Annotated in this window: 17 protein-coding genes and 1 tRNA gene; 16 read left to right on the forward strand and 2 right to left on the reverse strand. The window is 45.4% G+C overall.

What is annotated here, in order from left to right; translation table 11 throughout:
* The first annotated feature begins 6 nt into the window (after positions 1-6).
* The 7 genes from pheS (at position 7) to PNUC_RS04365 (ending at position 5,308) form a co-directional block, all read left to right on the forward strand.
* Positions 7-1,053 carry a phenylalanine--tRNA ligase subunit alpha gene (gene pheS, locus PNUC_RS04335; protein WP_011902676.1) on the forward strand — a complete coding sequence of 349 codons (1,047 nt, stop codon included), beginning with the start codon at positions 7-9 and terminating at the stop codon, positions 1,051-1,053.
* A gap of 23 nt (positions 1,054-1,076) precedes the next feature.
* Complete coding sequence (pheT, locus tag PNUC_RS04340; RefSeq protein WP_011902677.1) at positions 1,077-3,533, forward strand: phenylalanine--tRNA ligase subunit beta; 2,457 nt, start codon at positions 1,077-1,079, stop codon at positions 3,531-3,533.
* Positions 3,534-3,578: 45 nt separating this feature from the next.
* Positions 3,579-3,902, forward strand: a complete 324-nt coding sequence (locus PNUC_RS04345; RefSeq protein ID WP_011902678.1) for an integration host factor subunit alpha — start codon at positions 3,579-3,581, stop codon at positions 3,900-3,902.
* Positions 3,880-4,230 (forward strand): MerR family transcriptional regulator, encoded by a 351-nt coding sequence (locus PNUC_RS04350; RefSeq protein WP_011902679.1) that lies wholly within the window; start codon positions 3,880-3,882, stop codon positions 4,228-4,230. Before PNUC_RS04345 ends, PNUC_RS04350 begins: the two co-directional genes overlap by 23 nt.
* Positions 4,231-4,254: 24 nt before the next feature.
* Positions 4,255-4,331, forward strand: a tRNA-Pro gene (locus PNUC_RS04355).
* A 49-nt stretch (positions 4,332-4,380) separates the two neighbouring features.
* Positions 4,381-4,821, forward strand: a complete 441-nt coding sequence (locus PNUC_RS04360; protein WP_011902680.1) for a PaaI family thioesterase — start codon at positions 4,381-4,383, stop codon at positions 4,819-4,821.
* Positions 4,822-5,023: 202 nt separating this feature from the next.
* The gene (locus tag PNUC_RS04365) at positions 5,024-5,308 is read left to right on the forward strand and encodes an H-NS histone family protein (protein ID WP_011902681.1); all 285 of its coding nucleotides are present in this window, start codon (positions 5,024-5,026) and stop codon (positions 5,306-5,308) included.
* Between the two features lie 70 nt (positions 5,309-5,378).
* On the opposite strand, the gene PNUC_RS04370 is transcribed toward PNUC_RS04365, so the two are convergent.
* On the reverse strand, positions 5,379-6,074 hold the full coding sequence (locus PNUC_RS04370) for a helix-turn-helix domain-containing protein (RefSeq protein ID WP_011902682.1): 696 nt from the start codon (positions 6,072-6,074) through the stop codon (positions 5,379-5,381).
* A gap of 300 nt (positions 6,075-6,374) precedes the next feature.
* On the opposite strand from PNUC_RS04370, the gene PNUC_RS04375 reads away from it, so the two are divergent.
* The 9 genes from PNUC_RS04375 (at position 6,375) to bamC (ending at position 17,765) form a co-directional block, all read left to right on the forward strand.
* Positions 6,375-9,230, forward strand: coding sequence for a 2-oxoglutarate dehydrogenase E1 component (locus PNUC_RS04375; protein ID WP_011902683.1), 2,856 nt, complete (start codon positions 6,375-6,377; stop codon positions 9,228-9,230).
* Between the two features lie 50 nt (positions 9,231-9,280).
* Positions 9,281-10,456, forward strand: a complete 1,176-nt coding sequence (odhB, locus tag PNUC_RS04380) for a 2-oxoglutarate dehydrogenase complex dihydrolipoyllysine-residue succinyltransferase (RefSeq protein WP_011902684.1) — start codon at positions 9,281-9,283, stop codon at positions 10,454-10,456.
* A 12-nt stretch (positions 10,457-10,468) separates the two neighbouring features.
* Positions 10,469-11,905, forward strand: coding sequence for a dihydrolipoyl dehydrogenase (gene lpdA / locus PNUC_RS04385; RefSeq protein ID WP_011902685.1), 1,437 nt, complete (start codon positions 10,469-10,471; stop codon positions 11,903-11,905).
* Positions 11,906-13,009 (forward strand): cell division protein ZapE, encoded by a 1,104-nt coding sequence (gene zapE, locus PNUC_RS04390; RefSeq protein WP_011902686.1) that lies wholly within the window; start codon positions 11,906-11,908, stop codon positions 13,007-13,009.
* Between the two features lie 9 nt (positions 13,010-13,018).
* Positions 13,019-13,867, forward strand: coding sequence for a 3',5'-nucleoside bisphosphate phosphatase (locus PNUC_RS04395; RefSeq protein WP_011902687.1), 849 nt, complete (start codon positions 13,019-13,021; stop codon positions 13,865-13,867).
* A 30-nt stretch (positions 13,868-13,897) separates the two neighbouring features.
* Complete coding sequence (locus PNUC_RS04400; protein WP_011902688.1) at positions 13,898-15,100, forward strand: tryptophan--tRNA ligase; 1,203 nt, start codon at positions 13,898-13,900, stop codon at positions 15,098-15,100.
* 9 nt (positions 15,101-15,109) lie between these two features.
* Entirely contained in the window at positions 15,110-15,673 is a 564-nt protein-coding gene (locus PNUC_RS04405; RefSeq protein ID WP_201721419.1) for a class I SAM-dependent methyltransferase, read from the forward strand.
* A gap of 77 nt (positions 15,674-15,750) precedes the next feature.
* On the forward strand, positions 15,751-16,623 hold the full coding sequence (dapA, locus tag PNUC_RS04410; protein WP_048812239.1) for a 4-hydroxy-tetrahydrodipicolinate synthase: 873 nt from the start codon (positions 15,751-15,753) through the stop codon (positions 16,621-16,623).
* The gene (gene bamC / locus PNUC_RS04415) at positions 16,620-17,765 is read left to right on the forward strand and encodes an outer membrane protein assembly factor BamC (protein ID WP_011902691.1); all 1,146 of its coding nucleotides are present in this window, start codon (positions 16,620-16,622) and stop codon (positions 17,763-17,765) included. Before dapA ends, bamC begins: the two co-directional genes overlap by 4 nt.
* 73 nt (positions 17,766-17,838) lie before the next feature.
* Here the strand turns inward: bamC and PNUC_RS11005 are convergent, their stop codons facing one another.
* A complete protein-coding gene (locus tag PNUC_RS11005; protein WP_011902692.1) occupies positions 17,839-18,006 on the reverse strand; it encodes a hypothetical protein in 168 nt (55 codons plus the stop codon).
* Positions 18,007-18,042: the final 36 nt, after the last annotated feature.

Here is an 18,042-nt window from a genome sequence, read left to right on the forward strand (position 1 = left end):
GCTGCAATGGTTTCTCTCGACCAAATTGTCGAGGATGCTAAACGTGATTTCTTGGGAGCTGCCGATTCGGCGGCTCTTGAGGACGCGAAAGCCAAGTATCTCGGTAAATCAGGTGTTCTCACTGAGCGTTTAAAAGCGCTTGGTGGAATGTCGCCTGAAGAGCGCAAGAGTGCTGGCGCCCAAATTAATCAAATTAAAACTCAAGTTGAAGCTGCATTACAAGAGCGTCGCCAAGCATTGGCCGATGCCGTACTGCAACAGCGTCTCGCTGCTGAAGCGATTGATGTTTCGCTACCAGGTCGCGGCCAAGCGGTAGGCAGCTTGCATCCAGTGATGCGTACTTGGGAGCGTGTTGAGGAAATCTTCCGCTCTATTGGTTTTGATGTGGCTGATGGCCCTGAAATTGAAACCGATTGGTTTAATTTCACTGCCTTGAACAGTCCTGAAAATCATCCTGCACGCTCAATGCAGGATACCTTTTATATCGATGGCAAAGATTCTAACCAGAAGCCTTTGTTATTACGCACGCATACAAGTCCTATTCAGGTTCGTTATGCTAGTGAGCATGTGAAGAACTATGCTGACGCAGACGTGATGCCGCCAATCAAGGTGATTGCACCCGGGAGAACTTATCGCGTTGATAGTGATGCAACCCATTCACCTATGTTCCATCAGGTAGAAGGCTTGTGGATTGCGGAATCTGTTTCATTTGCCGATCTTAAGGGCGTCTATACAGACTTCTTAAGAACTTTCTTTGAAACCAATGAATTACAAGTACGTTTTCGACCATCGTATTTCCCATTTACTGAACCCTCTGCAGAGATCGATATGGCCTTTGGTAGCGGCAAGCTTGCTGGTCGTTGGTTAGAGATTTCTGGTGCAGGGCAGGTGCATCCTAATGTATTGCGTAATATGGGTATTGATCCAGAGCGCTATACCGGCTTCGCCTTTGGTTCTGGTTTAGAGCGCTTAACAATGTTGCGTTACGGCATAGATGATTTACGTCTCTTCTTTGAAAATGATTTGCGTTTCTTGGCGCAATTCCCCGCATAACCAAATAATTACTAGATAGCGCTATGCAATTTTCTGAATCTTGGCTTCGTCAGTATGTAAATCCATCACTCGATAGCGATGCTTTAGGTCATGCCATGACTATGGCTGGATTAGAGGTTGAAGAACAACATTCTTTTGCACCAGCCTTTACTAAGATTGTTATAGCGCAGATTCTATCGGCTGAGCAACACCCTGATGCAGACCGTTTGCGTGTGTGCAAAGTAGATGCTGGCACTGGCCAAGAATTGCAAATTGTGTGCGGCGCCCCTAATGCTCGCGCAGGAATTAAGATTCCATGCGCTATGGTCGGCGCTGAATTACCTCCAGCGGAAGCTGGTGGTAAGCCCTTCATGATTAAGGTTGGCAAGCTTCGTGGCGTAGAAAGCCAAGGCATGTTGTGCTCAGGTCGTGAACTCGGCTTAGGTGATGATCATGAAGGCATTCTTGAATTGCCTCAAGATGCTCCCGTTGGAAAAGATATCCGCGAATATCTGGATCTTGATGATCAAATTTTTGTTATTAAGTTAACTCCGAATAAAGCGGACTGTTTGTCTTTGTTGGGAATGGCAAGAGAAGTTTCTGCTATTACTGGTGCGGATTTATGTGCTCCCAAATGGAGCGTTCCAGCTAAAGCTATTGATGAAAAACTCAAAGTTACAGTTGAAAACACTGATCTTTGTGGCCGTTTTGCTGGACGTGTAATTCGTGGTGTAAATCCGCAGGCTAAAACACCTGAGTGGATTGTGAAGCGCTTATCTCGCGCTGGTCAAAGAAGTATTTCTGCATTAGTTGACCTCTCCAACTATGTGATGCTGGAAATGGGTCAGCCTACTCATGTATTTGATATTGATAAGTTAAATGGCGACATTACTGTTCGCTGGGCGAAAGTAGGCGAAACTCTTGAGCTCCTGAATGGTCAGACAGTCACCTTGCAGGGTCCTGATTCAGCTGGAAAGTTACAAGACGCAGGCGTAGTTGCTGATCAGTCTGGCCCAGTAGCGCTTGCAGGCATTATGGGTGGCAACCATTGCGCGGTTAGCGATGACACCAAGAATATCTATGTAGAGGCCGCTTATTGGCTTCCTTCTGCAATTCAGGGGCGTGCTCGCCGTTTTAATTTCAGTACTGATGCAGCCCATCGCTTTGAACGCGGTGTTGATCCGCAAAATACAGTTAATTGTTTGGAGTACCTTAGCTCCTTAATTATTGAAGTATGCGGTGGTCAAGCAGGACCAATAGACGATCAAATCTTAAATGTTCCAGAGCGTAAGCCTGTTCGTATGCGCTTAACTCGCGCTCAAAAAGTAATCGGCATCCCTCTGACAAATGAAATTGTTGCAGATGTCTTCAAACGCCTTGGCTTTGAATTTAAGCAAGAGGGCGATGCATTTATTGTGACACCACCGAGCTATCGGTTTGATATCGAAATCGAAGAAGATTTGATCGAAGAAGTGGCTCGCATGTATGGCTTCGAAAATATTCCAGATCAACCGCCAGTGGCATCATTAAAAATGAGTGCCAAGGCAGAAGCGAAGCGGGGCATTCATTTATTGCGCCAGCGTTTAGCTCTACAAGGTTATCAAGAGGCAGTGAATTTTGGCTTTACTGATCTTGAAAGCGAACGACGCTTAATGGGCGTCTCCGAAAAAGACGTTATTGCTGTTCTAAACCCGATTGCCAATCAATATGGCGTGATGCGAAGCACCTTATGGGGTGGCTTGTTAACTAACCTGAAAGCCAATTTAAATCGTGGTGCAGGGCGTGTTCGTCTATTTGAAACTGGCCGTGTATTTAATCGTGATGCCAATGTTCAGGAAGAGGCTAGCAAAGTAGCCGGTTATAACCAACCACAAAAAATTGGTGGCTTAGCTTACGGTTCATTTGTTCCAGAACAGTGGGCCAATGCTACAAGGGCAGTAGATTTCTTTGATGTAAAGGGCGATCTTGAGAGGGTATTAGATCCGCTTCATTTTGTTACTGAAGCTGCGCAACATCCAGCTTTGCATCCCGGGCGCAGTGCGAAGATATTCTTGACTACAGCCAAGAATCGCGTTGAAGTGGGATTTATCGGAGAGCTTCATCCCGGCTTGCAACAGGCTTATGAGTTACCGCAGGCACCTGTTTTATTTGAATTAGAGTTAGATCCTATTCGTGAGCTTGGCTTACCGGTGCCTGAAGAGCTGAGTAAATTTCCTGCAGTGCAGCGTGATTTAGCAGTGGTAGTGAAGCAAAATGTTTCTGCTCAATCCTTGTTAGATGCCATGAGTGCTACCAAGCAACAATTTGTTCGGGGCATTGAGCTCTTTGATGAATTCAAGCCTAAGGCTGGATCTAGTAGCATGGCTGATGATGAGAAGAGTCTGGCATTCCGAGTGACTCTTTTAAACCCAGTGGAAACATTACAGGATCCCCAAATAGATGCAGTAATGGCCTCTTTGTTGGGCGCTGTTGAGAAAAAGTGCGCAGCCCGTTTGCGCTAGGTTTAGTATTAGGTATAAATCAAATAATTACACAAGAGACTTGCGATGACTGAATTGATTTCGAGTGACACCGTTACCAAGAATGAGCTTTCTGAAGCTCTTTTTGATCAAGTGGGTTTGAACAAGCGTGAAGCCAAAGACATGATTGATGCTTTTTTTGATCGCATTGGTCAATCTCTTGAGGCTGGCACAGAAGTGAAGATTTCTGGTTTCGGCAATTTCCAGTTGCGCAATAAATCGGCTCGTCCTGGCCGAAATCCAAAGACAGGTCAAATGATTCCCATTGCCGCACGACGCGTAGTTACTTTTCACGCTAGTCAAAAGCTTAAAGATGTAGTGGAGTCTCATGCTCGAGAAAACAGAGTTTGACGCAAGCTCGGCACTACCGAGCTCTCAACTTCCTCCTATTCCTGCAAAACGCTATTTCACCATTGGTGAGGTAGCAGACCTTTGTGGTGTGCGCTCCCATGTATTGCGCTATTGGGAGCAAGAGTTCACGCAACTTAGTCCACAAAAACGACGCGGTAACCGTCGTTACTATCAGCATCATGAAGTTGTCTTGATTCGTAAAATCCGAGCACTTTTATACGAAGAAGGATTTACTATTAGCGGCGCCAGAAATCGCCTCGATGAGGCCCGTGGCGAACTGCGTCTGCGTGAAGAATTGCAAGCCGTTTTGCAGATTCTATCCAAGTAGTCCTGATACAATTTTCTCTTCCGTCGGGGCGTAGCGCAGCCTGGTAGCGTACATGCATGGGGTGCATGTGGTCGGAGGTTCAAATCCTCTCGCCCCGACCAATCTATTCTTTATATGCACACCTGTTTTAGTGGTTTAATTTAAATCACTATGAATACACCAAATTCCAAGGGCAATTTAGATGCCCCGGCTTCACCCGATCGTTTGCCAATGAGCTATTTCGGATTAAATATTCCTTTTTTGGATCATCTGGGAGTTGTGCCAGAGTTTGCTGAGGAGGGGAGGTCGCGCATTAGCCTCGACTTAAAGCACGAATACACAAATAGCTTCCAGGTCGCCCATGGTGGTCTCGTGATGACTTTGCTCGATTTTGCGATGGCAGCCGCAGCTAGAAGTGCTGCCAAACACCCCCTAGGAGTCATCACCATTGATATGACGACCAGCTTCTTGCGGCCTAGCGTTGGTAGGATTGTTGTAGAAGGGCTTGTTTTAAAGGCCGGTAAGACTATTAATTACTGTGAGGCAGTGGTTCTGAACCAAGATGGCGAGATAACCGCTAAGGCTAGCGGGACATTTACTCTAAGAAGATGATATATCTAGTAATTTGATAATAGTTTTTATAATTATTATGTATATTAATTTAACCTTAAATTGTTTAAGCCTTTGATAAATATGGGTTAATATCCTGATTTATATCTATTGGTATATTAAGAAATACATATATATAATAGTTACTCGAAATACTATATTCATCGATTATTTCTTATAACCAATTATTCGGAGAAAAAAATACATGTCTTCTTATAAAGAACTTCTAGCCCAACGCGAGCAGTTAGATAAACAGATTAAAGAGGCTGTTGCACGTGAAAAGGCGGATGGAATTGCTAAGGCAAAGCTGATTATTGAGCAATATGACTTATCTGCTTCAGACCTTTTTAGCCGCAAAACAGGGGGTAAATCTGCTGGTGGCAAAGTGGCACCTAAGTATCGCAACCCTTCTACAGGCGAAACCTGGACAGGTCGCGGTAAAGCTCCTAAATGGATTGACGGTAGAGATCGCAGTAGTTTCCTGATCTAAACCATTGATTTAGAATATTTTTAGTGAACAAAGGCCGCTTAAGCGGCCTTTGTTTTAACTATATTTCAGCTTATGCGCACTTTCTGGCCAAGGCCTCTATGAAAAGAGGTTCTAGCAACTCCAGACGACTGCCTTGAAGATTGGTATCTAAATCAGGATTGGTTGCAGGATAGCCAATAATGAGCGGATTTAAGTCAATAAGCCCATTTTCCAACTCTTTTTTAATGCATTCGGTTAATTGAGGTCGGTTGCCATTATTTTCATCAGCAAGAGTCACCACACCTGGATGTAGTTTGATAAATCCTTCATCTACTAGAATAGGTATGCGCTGTGTGTCCTTGTTTTTGCTCAGATAATGTATTATATGAACCTGCTCAACCGGAGGTATTAAGGCATCCAAGAAAATCAGGTCCGGGGCAATTGATACCGTTTTCATTAACCCCTCAAGGCTATCTACCGCTACCTCCATCTCCACTTTTAACTGCCAGTCTTGAATGGATTGAAGCAACTCCTCGCTATTTTCTGATCTTCTGAATATACCCATGGCTATACAGTTTTGAGTTGTCTTTTGACGCATAGCCCTTTTTCTTCTTTGAAGCTGTTGCTCAAGTGAGCTTGCCAGGATACGTCTATGGCCACCCCTGGTTTTCCAGGCAATTAATTCGCCTAATTCAACCATTTTTTGAACTGTACCTAGGGATACCTGCAGTATCTTGGCGCTTTGTCGAGTACTGAGGTATTCCATTTCTGAGGTAATTGATTTCATATTTCCCTTAATTTCATTAATTCACTTGAAGATTTAGAGAATAAGAATCAAATCCATTTGAATCTGTCAGTCATTATTGAAAGAGGAGTAGGAAGGTTCTTAATAATTTCCGATTTCTAGGGAGATACCCGAAAAACAATAAAAATCAGGGAAAGCCCTTTATCTGTCTATGGTCAATCGTGTTAAATTACTGTCGTAGTACCAGTATTTGCACAGATCAATTCGTGAAACGGTACAGCCGTGTAACGAATGGTTATAACCACAGTTTTTATTCGGGAAACCCGATGAAAGGTGAGCATCATGATGCAGGATCAAAGAGATAATTCCTATCTCTTCGGCGGAAACGCCCCCTACGTAGAGGAACTCTACGAATCTTACTTGCACGATCCAGCTTCGGTTGCTGATCATTGGCGAGATTATTTTGATAACGTAAAACAGGTTCCAGCAGTTGACGGCTCGTCTCGCAATGACGTCGCCCACGGACCTATTGTTGCTTCATTTGCTGAGCGCGCTAAGCAGGGCCCCATCAGAACGATTTCTGATTCGGCTGACTCAGAGATGGGCCGCAAACGCGTTGCTGTTCAGCAGTTAATTGCCGCGTATCGTAACGTCGGTAATCGCTGGGCAAACTTAGATCCATTGAAGCGGACGGAGCGCCAGGACATTCCTGAGTTAGATCCCGCCTTCTATGGCTTTACTGATGGCGATATGGATATCGTCTTCAACACTAGCAATACATTCTTTGGCAAAAACGAAATGTCTTTGCGTGACTTGCTGCAAGCATTGCGCGAAACATACTGCGGCACGATCGGTGTCGAGTTTATGTTTATTGCTGACCAGAAGATTAAAAAGTGGTGGCAAGAAAAATTAGAGTCTATTCGCTCCACGCCACAATTTAATGTGGATGAGAAGCGCCAGATTCTTGACCGAGTCACGGCAGCAGAGGGCCTAGAGCGCTATCTCCAGGCAAAGTATGTTGGTCAAAAGCGATTCTCTTTAGAGGGTGGCGAAAGCTTTATTGCCTGTATGGATGAATTAATTCGTGATGCGGGTAATAAGGGCGTACAAGAAATTGTGATTGGTATGGCTCACCGCGGTCGTTTGAACGTATTGATCAATACTTTAGGAAAAATGCCTAAAGATTTATTTGCTGAGTTCGAGCACAAAGGTCCTGAAACATTGCCCGCTGGCGACGTTAAATATCACCAAGGTTTCTCAAGCGATATCTCTACCCCAGGCGGCCCGGTCCATTTGTCTTTGGCATTTAACCCTTCTCATTTAGAAATTGTGAACCCAGTAGTTGAGGGTTCTGCACGTGCTCGTATGGAGCGTCGTGGTGATATGTTGGGTATGCAAGTAATGCCAGTCTTGGTTCACGGTGATGCTGCTATTGCAGGCCAAGGCGTGATGCAGGAAACATTGGCGATGTCGGAAGTTCGTGGTTATTCCACGGGTGGCACGATGCATATTGTGATCAACAATCAAATTGGTTTTACTACTTCTGACCCACGCGATTTGCGTTCTAGCTTGTATTGCACAGACATCATGAAAATTGTTGATGCTCCTGTACTGCATGTGAACGGAGATGATCCTGAGGCGGTTGTATTGGCTACCAAATTAGCGCTTGAATTCCGCATGAAGTTTCATAAGGATGTTGCAGTTGACATCATTTGCTTCCGTAAGCTTGGTCATAACGAGCAAGATACGCCTGCAATGACTCAGCCATTGATGTACAAAATCATTGCCGCCCACCCTGGTACACGTAAGGTGTATGCAGACAAACTGGAAACTCAAGGTGTATTACCTGCCGGTACTGGTGATTTGATGGTTAAAGAGTACCGCGCAGCAATGGACGAGGGTAAGCAAACTTCAGATCCAGTATTAAGCAATTTCAAAGGCAAGTTTGCAGTAGATTGGTCTCCATTTTTGAATAAGAAGTGGACTGATGAAGCTGATACCGCCATTCCATTAACAGAATGGAAGCGTTTGGCTGAGAAGATTTCAACCATTCCAGATGACTTTAAAGCACACCCATTGGTCGCAAAGGTCTATAACGACCGCGCAGCAATGGGTCGTGGTGACGTGAACATCGATTGGGGTATGGGTGAGCATATGGCTTTCGCATCATTGGTTGCGAGTGGCTATCCAGTGCGTTTATCTGGCGAAGACAGTGGACGCGGTACATTTACTCACCGTCACGCAGTTTTGCATGAGCAAAATCGTGAGAAGTGGGATACCGGTACTTACATAGCACTGCAACATGTCACTAAAGATCAAGCACCATTTGTGGTGATTGACTCAATCCTCTCGGAAGAGGCTGTTCTGGGTTTTGAATACGGCTATGCCGCTGCAGAACCGAATACCCTCACTATTTGGGAGGCACAGTTTGGCGACTTTGCTAACGGTGCTCAAGTAGTTATTGACCAATTTATCGCCTCTGGTGAAGTGAAGTGGGGTCGTGCAAACGGTCTAGTCATGATGTTACCGCATGGTTATGAAGGTCAGGGCCCAGAGCATTCCTCTGCACGTCTTGAGCGTTTCATGCAGTTGTGCGCTGACACCAATATGCAGGTGATTCAACCAACAACTGCAGCACAGATTTTCCACGTGTTGCGTCGTCAAATGATTCGCCAGTTCCGTAAGCCACTGATCTTGATGACTCCAAAATCATTGCTCCGCAATAAAGAGGCCGCATCACCTTTATCAGAATTTACTAAAGGTGGCTTCCAAACGATATTGGGTGAGCGTGATACTGAATTAGATGCCAAGAAAGTCACTCGTTTAATTATGTGTTCAGGCAAGGTCTATTACGACCTAGTTAAACAACGCACCGAGAAGAAGATTGAAGATGCTGCGATTATTCGCTTAGAGCAACTCTATCCTTTCCCGCATAAAGCATTGACTGCTGAGTTGAAGAAATATCCAAAACTGGAAGAGATAGTGTGGTGTCAAGACGAGCCGCAAAACCAGGGTGCTTGGTTCTTCGTGCAGCACAACATCTTGGAAAACATGTCTGATGGTATGAAGCTGGGCTATGCAGGCCGTCCCGCATCAGCATCTCCAGCTTGTGGTTACGCTCATCTCCACCAAGAACAGCAGAAGTCTCTATTGAATGCGGCATTTGCCAAGCTCAAAGGTTACGTGATCACGAAATAATCGTCTTCATAACTCAACATACACACATACATTTATAAATAGGATTAATCATGGCTATTTTCGAAGTTAAAGTTCCCCAACTCTCTGAGTCAGTTGCTGAAGCAACTTTGTTGCAATGGAAAAAGAAGGTTGGCGACGCCGTTGGTCAAGATGAGATCTTGATTGAAATTGAAACTGATAAAGTGGTTCTCGAAGTACCAGCTCCTTCTGCTGGTGTTCTCACTGAAATCCTTGTGGGTGACGGTGGCACTGTTGTTGCTGAACAGTTGATCGGTAAGATTGATAGCACTGCTGTTGCCGCTGCCGCTCCTGCCGCAATACCTGCTAAAGCTGCTGCTCCTGCTGCTAAAGCTGGTGCAGCCGCGGCTCCTTCAGCTGCAAAAATTCTTGCAGAGAAAAATATCGACGCTGGTCAAGTTGCAGGCTCTGGACGTGATGGTCGCATCACTAAAGGTGATGCTTTAAATGCTTCTGCAAGCAGCACAAAGTCTGCGACACTGCCAAGCGCACCAATTCCAACTGGCGATCGCCCAGAAGAGCGCGTTCCAATGAGCCGCTTGCGCGCACGTATTGCTGAGCGTTTGCTTGAGTCACAAGCTAACAACGCTATTTTGACTACATTCAATGAAGTCAATATGGGCCCAGTTATTGCCTTACGTAACAAATACAAAGATCAGTTTGAAAAGACTCATGGCGTGAAGTTAGGCTTTATGTCTTTCTTCGTTAAAGCAGCCACACACGCTTTGAAGAAATATCCACTTTTGAATGCGTCTGTAGATGGTAATGACATTGTTTACCACGGTTACTTTGATATTGGTATCGCCGTTAGCTCACCACGCGGCTTGGTAGTTCCAATCTTGCGCGATGTTGACCAAATGAATTTGGCTGATATTGAGAAGAAGATTGCTGAGTTCGGTACGAAAGCTCGCGAAGGTAAGCTGTCAATTGAAGAGTTAACTGGCGGCACATTCTCCATCTCTAACGGTGGCGTATTTGGCTCCATGCTGTCCACACCAATTATTAATCCTCCGCAATCAGCGATCTTGGGCATCCATGCCACTAAAGATCGTGCAGTAGTTGAAAACGGTCAAGTAGTTGTTCGCCCAATTAACTATTTAGCTCTGTCATATGATCACCGCATCATTGATGGCCGCGAAGCTGTGCTTGGTTTAGTTGCTATGAAGGATGCCTTAGAAGATCCTTCACGTCTCCTCCTTGATTTGTAAAAAGGGAAGATCATGAGCCAAGCTTTTGATGTAGTTGTAATTGGTGGTGGCCCCGGTGGCTACATCGCCGCCATTCGTGCAGCGCAACTCGGTTTCAAAGTTGCCTGTGCTGAATCTAGCTCTTTTGATGATCCTAAGGGTGAGGTACGTTTGGGCGGTACTTGTTTAAACGTAGGCTGTATACCTTCTAAGGCATTGTTGGCATCTTCTGAAGAATTCGAGAAGATTAGTCATCATGCTACCGATCATGGAATCAAAGTAGGTGCTGTAAGTATCGACTCCAAAAAGATGATTGCCCGTAAGGATGACATCGTCACCAAAATGACGGGTGGGATTCAATATTTGTTCCGTAAGAACAAGATCACTTTGTTAAAAGGTCACGCCTCATTTGAAGGTAAGGGCGCTGATGGTTATCAAATCAAGATTGATGGCAAAGATACAGAAACCGTTACGGCAAAGAATGTCATTATTGCGACTGGCTCTAAAGCACGTCACCTCCCCGGTATTACTGTTGACAATGTATTGATCTGCGATAACGAAGGTGCACTCAAATTTGATTCTGCTCCTAAGAAGTTAGGTGTAATTGGTGCTGGCGTGATTGGTCTGGAGTTAGGTTCTGTATGGCGCCGTCTCGGTGCTGAAGTGACTGTGCTTGAAGCAATGCCTTCATTTTTAGGCGCTTGCGATATCAGCATTGCAAAAGAAGCACAAAAGCTGTTTGCTAAGCAGGGTTTGAGTATTCATACTGGCGTCAAAATCGGTGATGTAAAAGCGGACAAGAAGGGTGTAGTTGTCAATTACACCGATAGCTCTGGAAAAGCTGCCAAACTCGAGTGTGAACGCTTAATCGTATCTGTTGGTCGTGTTCCAAATACAGATAAATTGGGTTTAGATAAGATTGGCCTCAAAGTGGATGAGCGTGGCTTTATCCCGATTGATGACCATACTTGTGCAACTGCTGCGCCTGGTGTTTATGCCGTTGGTGACGTAGTGCGTGGCCCTATGTTGGCGCATAAAGCAGAAGATGAAGGCGTCTTGGTTGCTGAAGTGATTGCCGGTCAAAAACCACACATCGATTACAACTGCATTCCTTGGGTTATTTACACAGATCCTGAAATTGCATGGGTTGGCAAAACCGAACAAGCACTCAAAGAAGCCGGCATTGCTTATAAAGCAGGTCAATTCCCATTCGCGGCTAATGGCCGCGCATTGGGCATGGGTCGTGCTGATGGTTTCATCAAGGTTTTGGCGGATGCCAAGACTGATGAGATTCTCGGTGTTCATATCATTGGGGCAAATGCTTCAGATTTAATTGCTGAAGCAGCAGTTGCGATGGAATTTAAAGCGGCAGCAGAAGATATTGCTCGTATCTGTCATGCACATCCAAGTTTGTCAGAGGTGATGCGTGAAGCAGCATTGGCGACAGATTCACGTGCATTAAATATGTAATTGAAAACCATTGAGTTTTACCAACAAGAGTTAAAAGCGCGCGGGTATCAAAGTGATCCCGCGCAGCTTCGTGCTGTAGAGCGTTTACAGCAGTGCGAAGACGAATGGATCGCTTACAAAGAAATCCGCAGCAATACCCTAAAGAAAAAGATTTTTAAACCAACGCTTCCCCGAGGGCTATATCTGTGGGGTGGTGTGGGACGTGGTAAATCTTTCTTAATGGACTGCTTTTATGCTGCTTCACCATTAGAAAAGAAAATCCGTATTCATTTCCATGAGTTCATGCGGGAAGTGCATCGTGAATTGCATGAGCTCTCAGGATTGGCGGATCCACTAGATGAGCTGGCAAAGCGGATATCCAATCGCTATCGCCTCATTTGTTTTGATGAATTTCATATTAACGATATTGCCGATGCAATGATTTTGTACCGTCTACTCAGTGCATTATTTGCTGATCGTGTGCAGTTTGTTATGACTTCCAATTACCGTCCTGACCAGCTCTATCCGAATGGCTTACATCGCGATAGGTTGTTACCAGCCATCAAGCTGCTTGAAGAAAAGCTTGATGTTTTGAATGTAGATGCGGGCAATGATTACCGCCGCGTGCAGATGGCTCAAGTAGAGGCTTATCTCACGCCTGTAAATGCGGAAACTCAAGCAACGCTTGGTGTGATGTTTCAAACCTTGATTGGAAATCAAAATGAGGCGCGCAATCCAGTATTAAATATTGAGTCTCGTGAGTTGCGACCGCTCCACATGGCTGATGGTGTAGTTTGGTTTGACTTCAAAACACTGTGTTGTGGTCCACGCTCTCAAAATGACTACCTAGAGATAGCCAATCAATTTCATACGGTGATTTTGTCAGGCGTGCCTTATATGCCCCCAAGAATGACCAATGAAGCGCGTCGCTTTATTTGGCTCATCGACGTCTTATATGACCATAAAATCAAGCTCATCATCTCTGCTGAGGTTCCAGCCCCTGATTTGTATACCGAAGGTCAAATTACAGCGGAATTTTCCCGAACCGTGTCCCGCTTGATTGAAATGCAGTCTCGGGACTACCTTGATGCGCCTCGCCGGGTAATTGACACCAGCTTGACCTAAAATAGGGTCATGACCAGTATTTCCACTCTAAATGCCGATTTGCATTGCCATTCAGTCGTTTCTGATGGCACCTTAACGCCTGAAGCATTGGCTGAGCGCGCTAAAGCAAATGGCGTTAATTTATGGGCCCTAACTGATCACGATGAATTGGGAGGCCAAGAACGCGCAATAGATGCTGCTAGCGCACTGAAGATTGATTATTTGTCTGGCGTAGAAATCTCCGTCACCTGGATGGGCCAAACCATTCACATTGTTGGTTTAGGTATCGATGCAAAACATACTGGAATTATTGAAGGTTTACGCCGTACGCGTGAAGGGCGAGGAAATCGCGCTCAGTTAATGGCCGAACAGTTGCAAAAGGTAGGCATCTCTGGTGCTTATGAAGGTGCATTACATTACGCCGGTAACCATGACTTAATTTCAAGAACACACTTTGCCCGTTTTTTGGTGGAGCAGGGTGTTTGCAAAGATACTGAACAAGTATTTAAAAATTATTTGGTTGAAGATAAGCCTGGATATGTTCCTCATCAGTGGGCCAGTCTAGATGATGCAGTTGCCTGGATCAAAGCTGCTGGTGGTGTAGCTGTCATTGCCCATCCTGGACGTTATAAATTTACTGCCATGCAAATGGATGAGCTATACAAGCATTTCAAAGATATTGGCGGCTTGGGGATAGAGGTTATTACGGGCAGTCATAGCCCTGATCAATATAAGACCTTTGGAAAAATTGCCCAGCAGTACGGTTTCTTGGCATCGCGCGGCTCAGACTTTCATGATCCTGCAGAGAGCCATATTGACTTGGGAGTTTTACCGCATTTGCCTGATCATTTGACGCCTATTTGGTCGGCCTTCCATTAATTAAATTCATAACAACGATAAAGAAAAAAGATGTTTGCTGAACGTGTTCTCTCTGGTATGCGGCCTACGGGCAATTTGCATCTTGGCCATTACCATGGTGTATTAAAAAATTGGGTGCGTTTGCAGTCCGAATATCCTTGTTTCTTTTTTGTTGCTGATTGGCATGCACTCACAACCCATTACGAAACTCCGGATGTCATCGAGCAATCTGTGTGGGATATGGTCATTGACTGGTTGGCTACGGGCGTAGATCCTAATCAAGCTACTTTGTTTATCCAAAGTAAAGTTCCTGAGCATGCAGAATTATTTCTTTTGCTTTCGATGGGTACGCCATTGGGTTGGTTGGAGCGAGTTCCTACCTATAAAGATCAGATTGAAAAATTAAAAGAAAAAGATTTACAAACCTATGGCTTCTTGGGCTATCCCTTATTGCAAGCGGCGGATATTTTGATTTACCGCGCTCAATTTGTCCCGGTTGGGGAGGATCAGGTTCCCCACGTAGAAATGACGCGTGAAGTAGCGCGCCGATTTAATTATCTCTATGGTCGCGAGCCCGGCTTTGAAGAAAAGGCCTTGGAAGCGGTTAAAAAATTGGGTAGCAAACGGGCTAAGATGTATTCAGAGTTGCGGGTTGCCTTTCAGGAGCGTGGTGATGATGAGGCTCTGGAGCAGGCCAAGGCATTACTACAGGAGGCGCAAAGCCTGTCGATGGCTGATCGCGAGCGATTGTTTGGCTTCTTAGAGGGCGCCCGAAAAATCATTCTTCCTGAGCCTCAAGCCTTATTAACCACTGCATCACGAATGCCTGGTATTGATGGCCAAAAAATGTCTAAATCTTATGGAAATACGATTGGTATTCGAGAGCAGCCAGAAGATGTGATTAAAAAGATTCGCACCATGCCTACAGACCCTGCCAGGGTTCGTAGAACAGATCCAGGAGATCCTGCGCGATGCCCGGTATGGCAACTGCATGCAGTCTATTCCAATGAAGAAACCAAGCAATGGGTGGATAAGAGTTGTAAATCCGCTGCTATTGGATGTCTTGAATGCAAGCAACCAGTGATTGATGCCATTTTGGCAGAACAACAACCGATGTTTGAGCGTGCGCAAAAGTATTTAGATGACCCTAGTTTGCTGCGATCGATCATTGCAGATGGATGCGATAAGGCGCGTAAAGTAGCTCAAGAAACAATGCGTGAGGTCCGTGAATCGATGGGCCTTGCCTATGATTAAGCTCGCCACTTGATCGCACACCACGACTTCAATCAAAACGCTTCGCCTTGGGTGAAGCGTTTTGCATCTCTGGCTCCTAAAAATAGCCTGGTGCTCGATCTTGCATGTGGTGGAGGCCGGCACGCTCGATTATTTGCTGATTTAGGCTATCCCGTTTTAGCAGTCGATCAGGATGTTTCCCAGGTTTCGCAAACCAAGGAGGGCCGGATTATTTCTCAGGCAATGGATTTAGAGTCTGATGAATGGCCTTTACAGGGCAAGGTATTCGGTGCAATCGTGGTGACCAATTACCTCTTTAGGCCTCATTTGGATCGCCTGCCGGAAATGCTTGAGGAGGGCGGTATTTTGATCTATGAAACCTTTGCCCAAGGGAATGCTCAATTTGGCAGGCCCTCTAACCCCAATTTCCTTCTAAAACCCGGGGAATTGCTCACTTTGGCGGCCCATCATGGCCTAAAAGTAGTGGCTTATGAGGATCTTTATGTGGATGACCCCAAACCAGCTATGGTTCAGCGCCTATGTGCCGTAAAAGGCGTTCTAAAAGAGCACATTCCGTTACAATTTCAGGGTTAAGACAGCTAAAAATCGGTATACATTCGGTGACAAATAAAGCTCATTCCCAAGGTAGTAAGAAGACTATTCAAGGCAGCATGCCGGCTATTGTGACGCCGATGTTCGAGGACGGTAGTTTGGATTACCCAGGCTTACGAGCTTTGTTAGATTGGCATGTCAGCGAAGGTAGTGATGGCATTGTGATTGTTGGAACTAGTGGTGAGTCGCCTACAGTTTCAGTAGAAGAACATTGCGAATTAATTCGAGTAACAGTTGAACAAATTGCTGGCCGCATTCCTGTTATTGCTGGTACCGGTGGTAACTCGACCCAAGAAGCGATTGAGCTCACTCACTTTGCTAAAAAGGTTGGGGCTGATGCAAGTTTGCAGGTGGTGCCTTACTACAATAAGCCAACACAAGAGGGTATGTATGCCCACTTTAAAAAAATAGCAGAGTCTGTTGACCTTCCAGTCATTTTATATAACGTACCAGGGCGCACCGTAGCTGACATGGCTGGTGATACCGTAGTGCGACTAGCGGGTGTACCGGGCATCATTGGCATTAAAGATGCGACCGGTAGCTTAGAGCGCGGCACCTTATTGATTAATGACCTCAAGCGTGCAGGTCACCATGAGTTCTCTGTTTTCTCCGGCGATGATTTAACTGCGGCGATGTTGATGCTAATGGGCGGTCATGGCAATATCTCTGTGACTGCAAACGTGGCCCCGCGTTTAATGCATGAATTGTGTGTTGCTGCAATGTCAGATGATGTGAAAAGAACACGTGAAATTCAGTACCAACTAATCGCAGTACATAAAGCAATGTTCATAGAGGCCAATCCAATTCCTGTGAAATGGGCGCTTCATGAAATGGGTAAGATTACCGCCGGCATCCGTTTGCCGTTAACCCCTTTAAGCAGCTCTTTAAGAGAGCCTCTGAAGGCAGCATTAAAACAGGCAAACTTACTATGACGAATTTGTTTTTATTCTCTCGCCGTCTTTTGGCGATATTCGCCTTATTCCTAGCGGTACTCGCTTTGACTTCTTGTAAGTCAGTAACCAACAGTGATACCGTAGACTATAAGAGTGCAGGCGCTGTTCGTGGGCCCAATCTATCCTACCCACCAGATTTGATTACTGCACAGGCCGATCGTCGTTATGTTGTTCAGGATGGCACTGCGACCATGTCTGAGTACAACGCAGCGCTTAAAAAGAATGTTCAGATGAGAAGTAATGTAATGACTGGTATCCCAGGAATGCGCATTGCTCGTGATGGAGACCGTCGTTGGTTAGTCGTTGATAAACCTGCTCCAGAGCTATATCCCCAGGTCAAAGATTTTTGGCAAGAAAACGGTTTCTTGTTAACCGTCGATTCCCCATCTACTGGAATCATGGAAACCGACTGGGCTGAAAATCGCGCAAAGATTCAACAGGATTGGTTGCGCTCGACCCTAAATAGCGTGCTTGATTCAATTGCTGATACTGGTGAGCGCGATAAATATAAAACCCGTTTAGAAGTTGCTAAACCCAATGAGACCGAGATTTACATTACTCAAAAGGGCGCAATGGAGAAGTGCGTATCTGATACCACTGGCAATTGTTTATACACAATCTGGACGCCACGTCCGAGTGACCCCGAGCTTGAGGCAGTATTTCTACAGCGTCTAATGGAGCGCTTGGGGATGACCCAAGAGCAAGCTAAGGCAATGGTCGCAGCCCCAGTAGGTCCTAAAACACCAAAAGCCAAGTTTGTTCAGCAGGCTAATAATCAAGGCTATATTGAATTGAGCACAAGTTTTGACCGCTCATGGCGCGATGTAGGTTTGGCCTTAGATCGCTCGAACTTTACCGTGGAAGATCGTAATCGTTCTACCGGCGTGTATTACGTGCGTTATGTAAATGCAAAAGACGTGGGTGAATCAAAAGGATTCTTCTCTAACCTGTTTAGTAGCTCAGATAACGCTGCTTTGAAGGCGAAAAAATATCAGGTGCTAGTGAAGAGTACTGGCGAAAACTCTGCGAATGTTTACGTACAAGATGCAGATGGCAAGCCAGAAAACACTCCGGCAGGAATTCAGTTGCTGACTTTATTGAGTGATCAACTGACTAAGTAAACGCAGAAGCTCAGAAGAATTTGAGCAAATAAAAAAGCCGCTTTTCAGCGGCTTTTTTTCTTCAAGAAGAAGATTACTTGCCAGCAGGAGCAGCAGGTGCAGCAGGAGCAGCAGCAGGAGCTTCAGCAGCAGGTGCAGCAGGAGCAGCAGCAGGAGCTTCAGCAGGTTTTGCTTCTTCTTTTTTACCGCAAGCGGCCAAAGCGATAGCTAACATTGCAACGAATACGAGTGACTTCTTCATTTGTAATTTCCTCTTAAAAAAATTAAACACCAATTA

Source organism: Polynucleobacter asymbioticus QLW-P1DMWA-1 (assembly GCF_000016345.1).
Lineage (GTDB): Bacteria > Pseudomonadota > Gammaproteobacteria > Burkholderiales > Burkholderiaceae > Polynucleobacter > Polynucleobacter asymbioticus.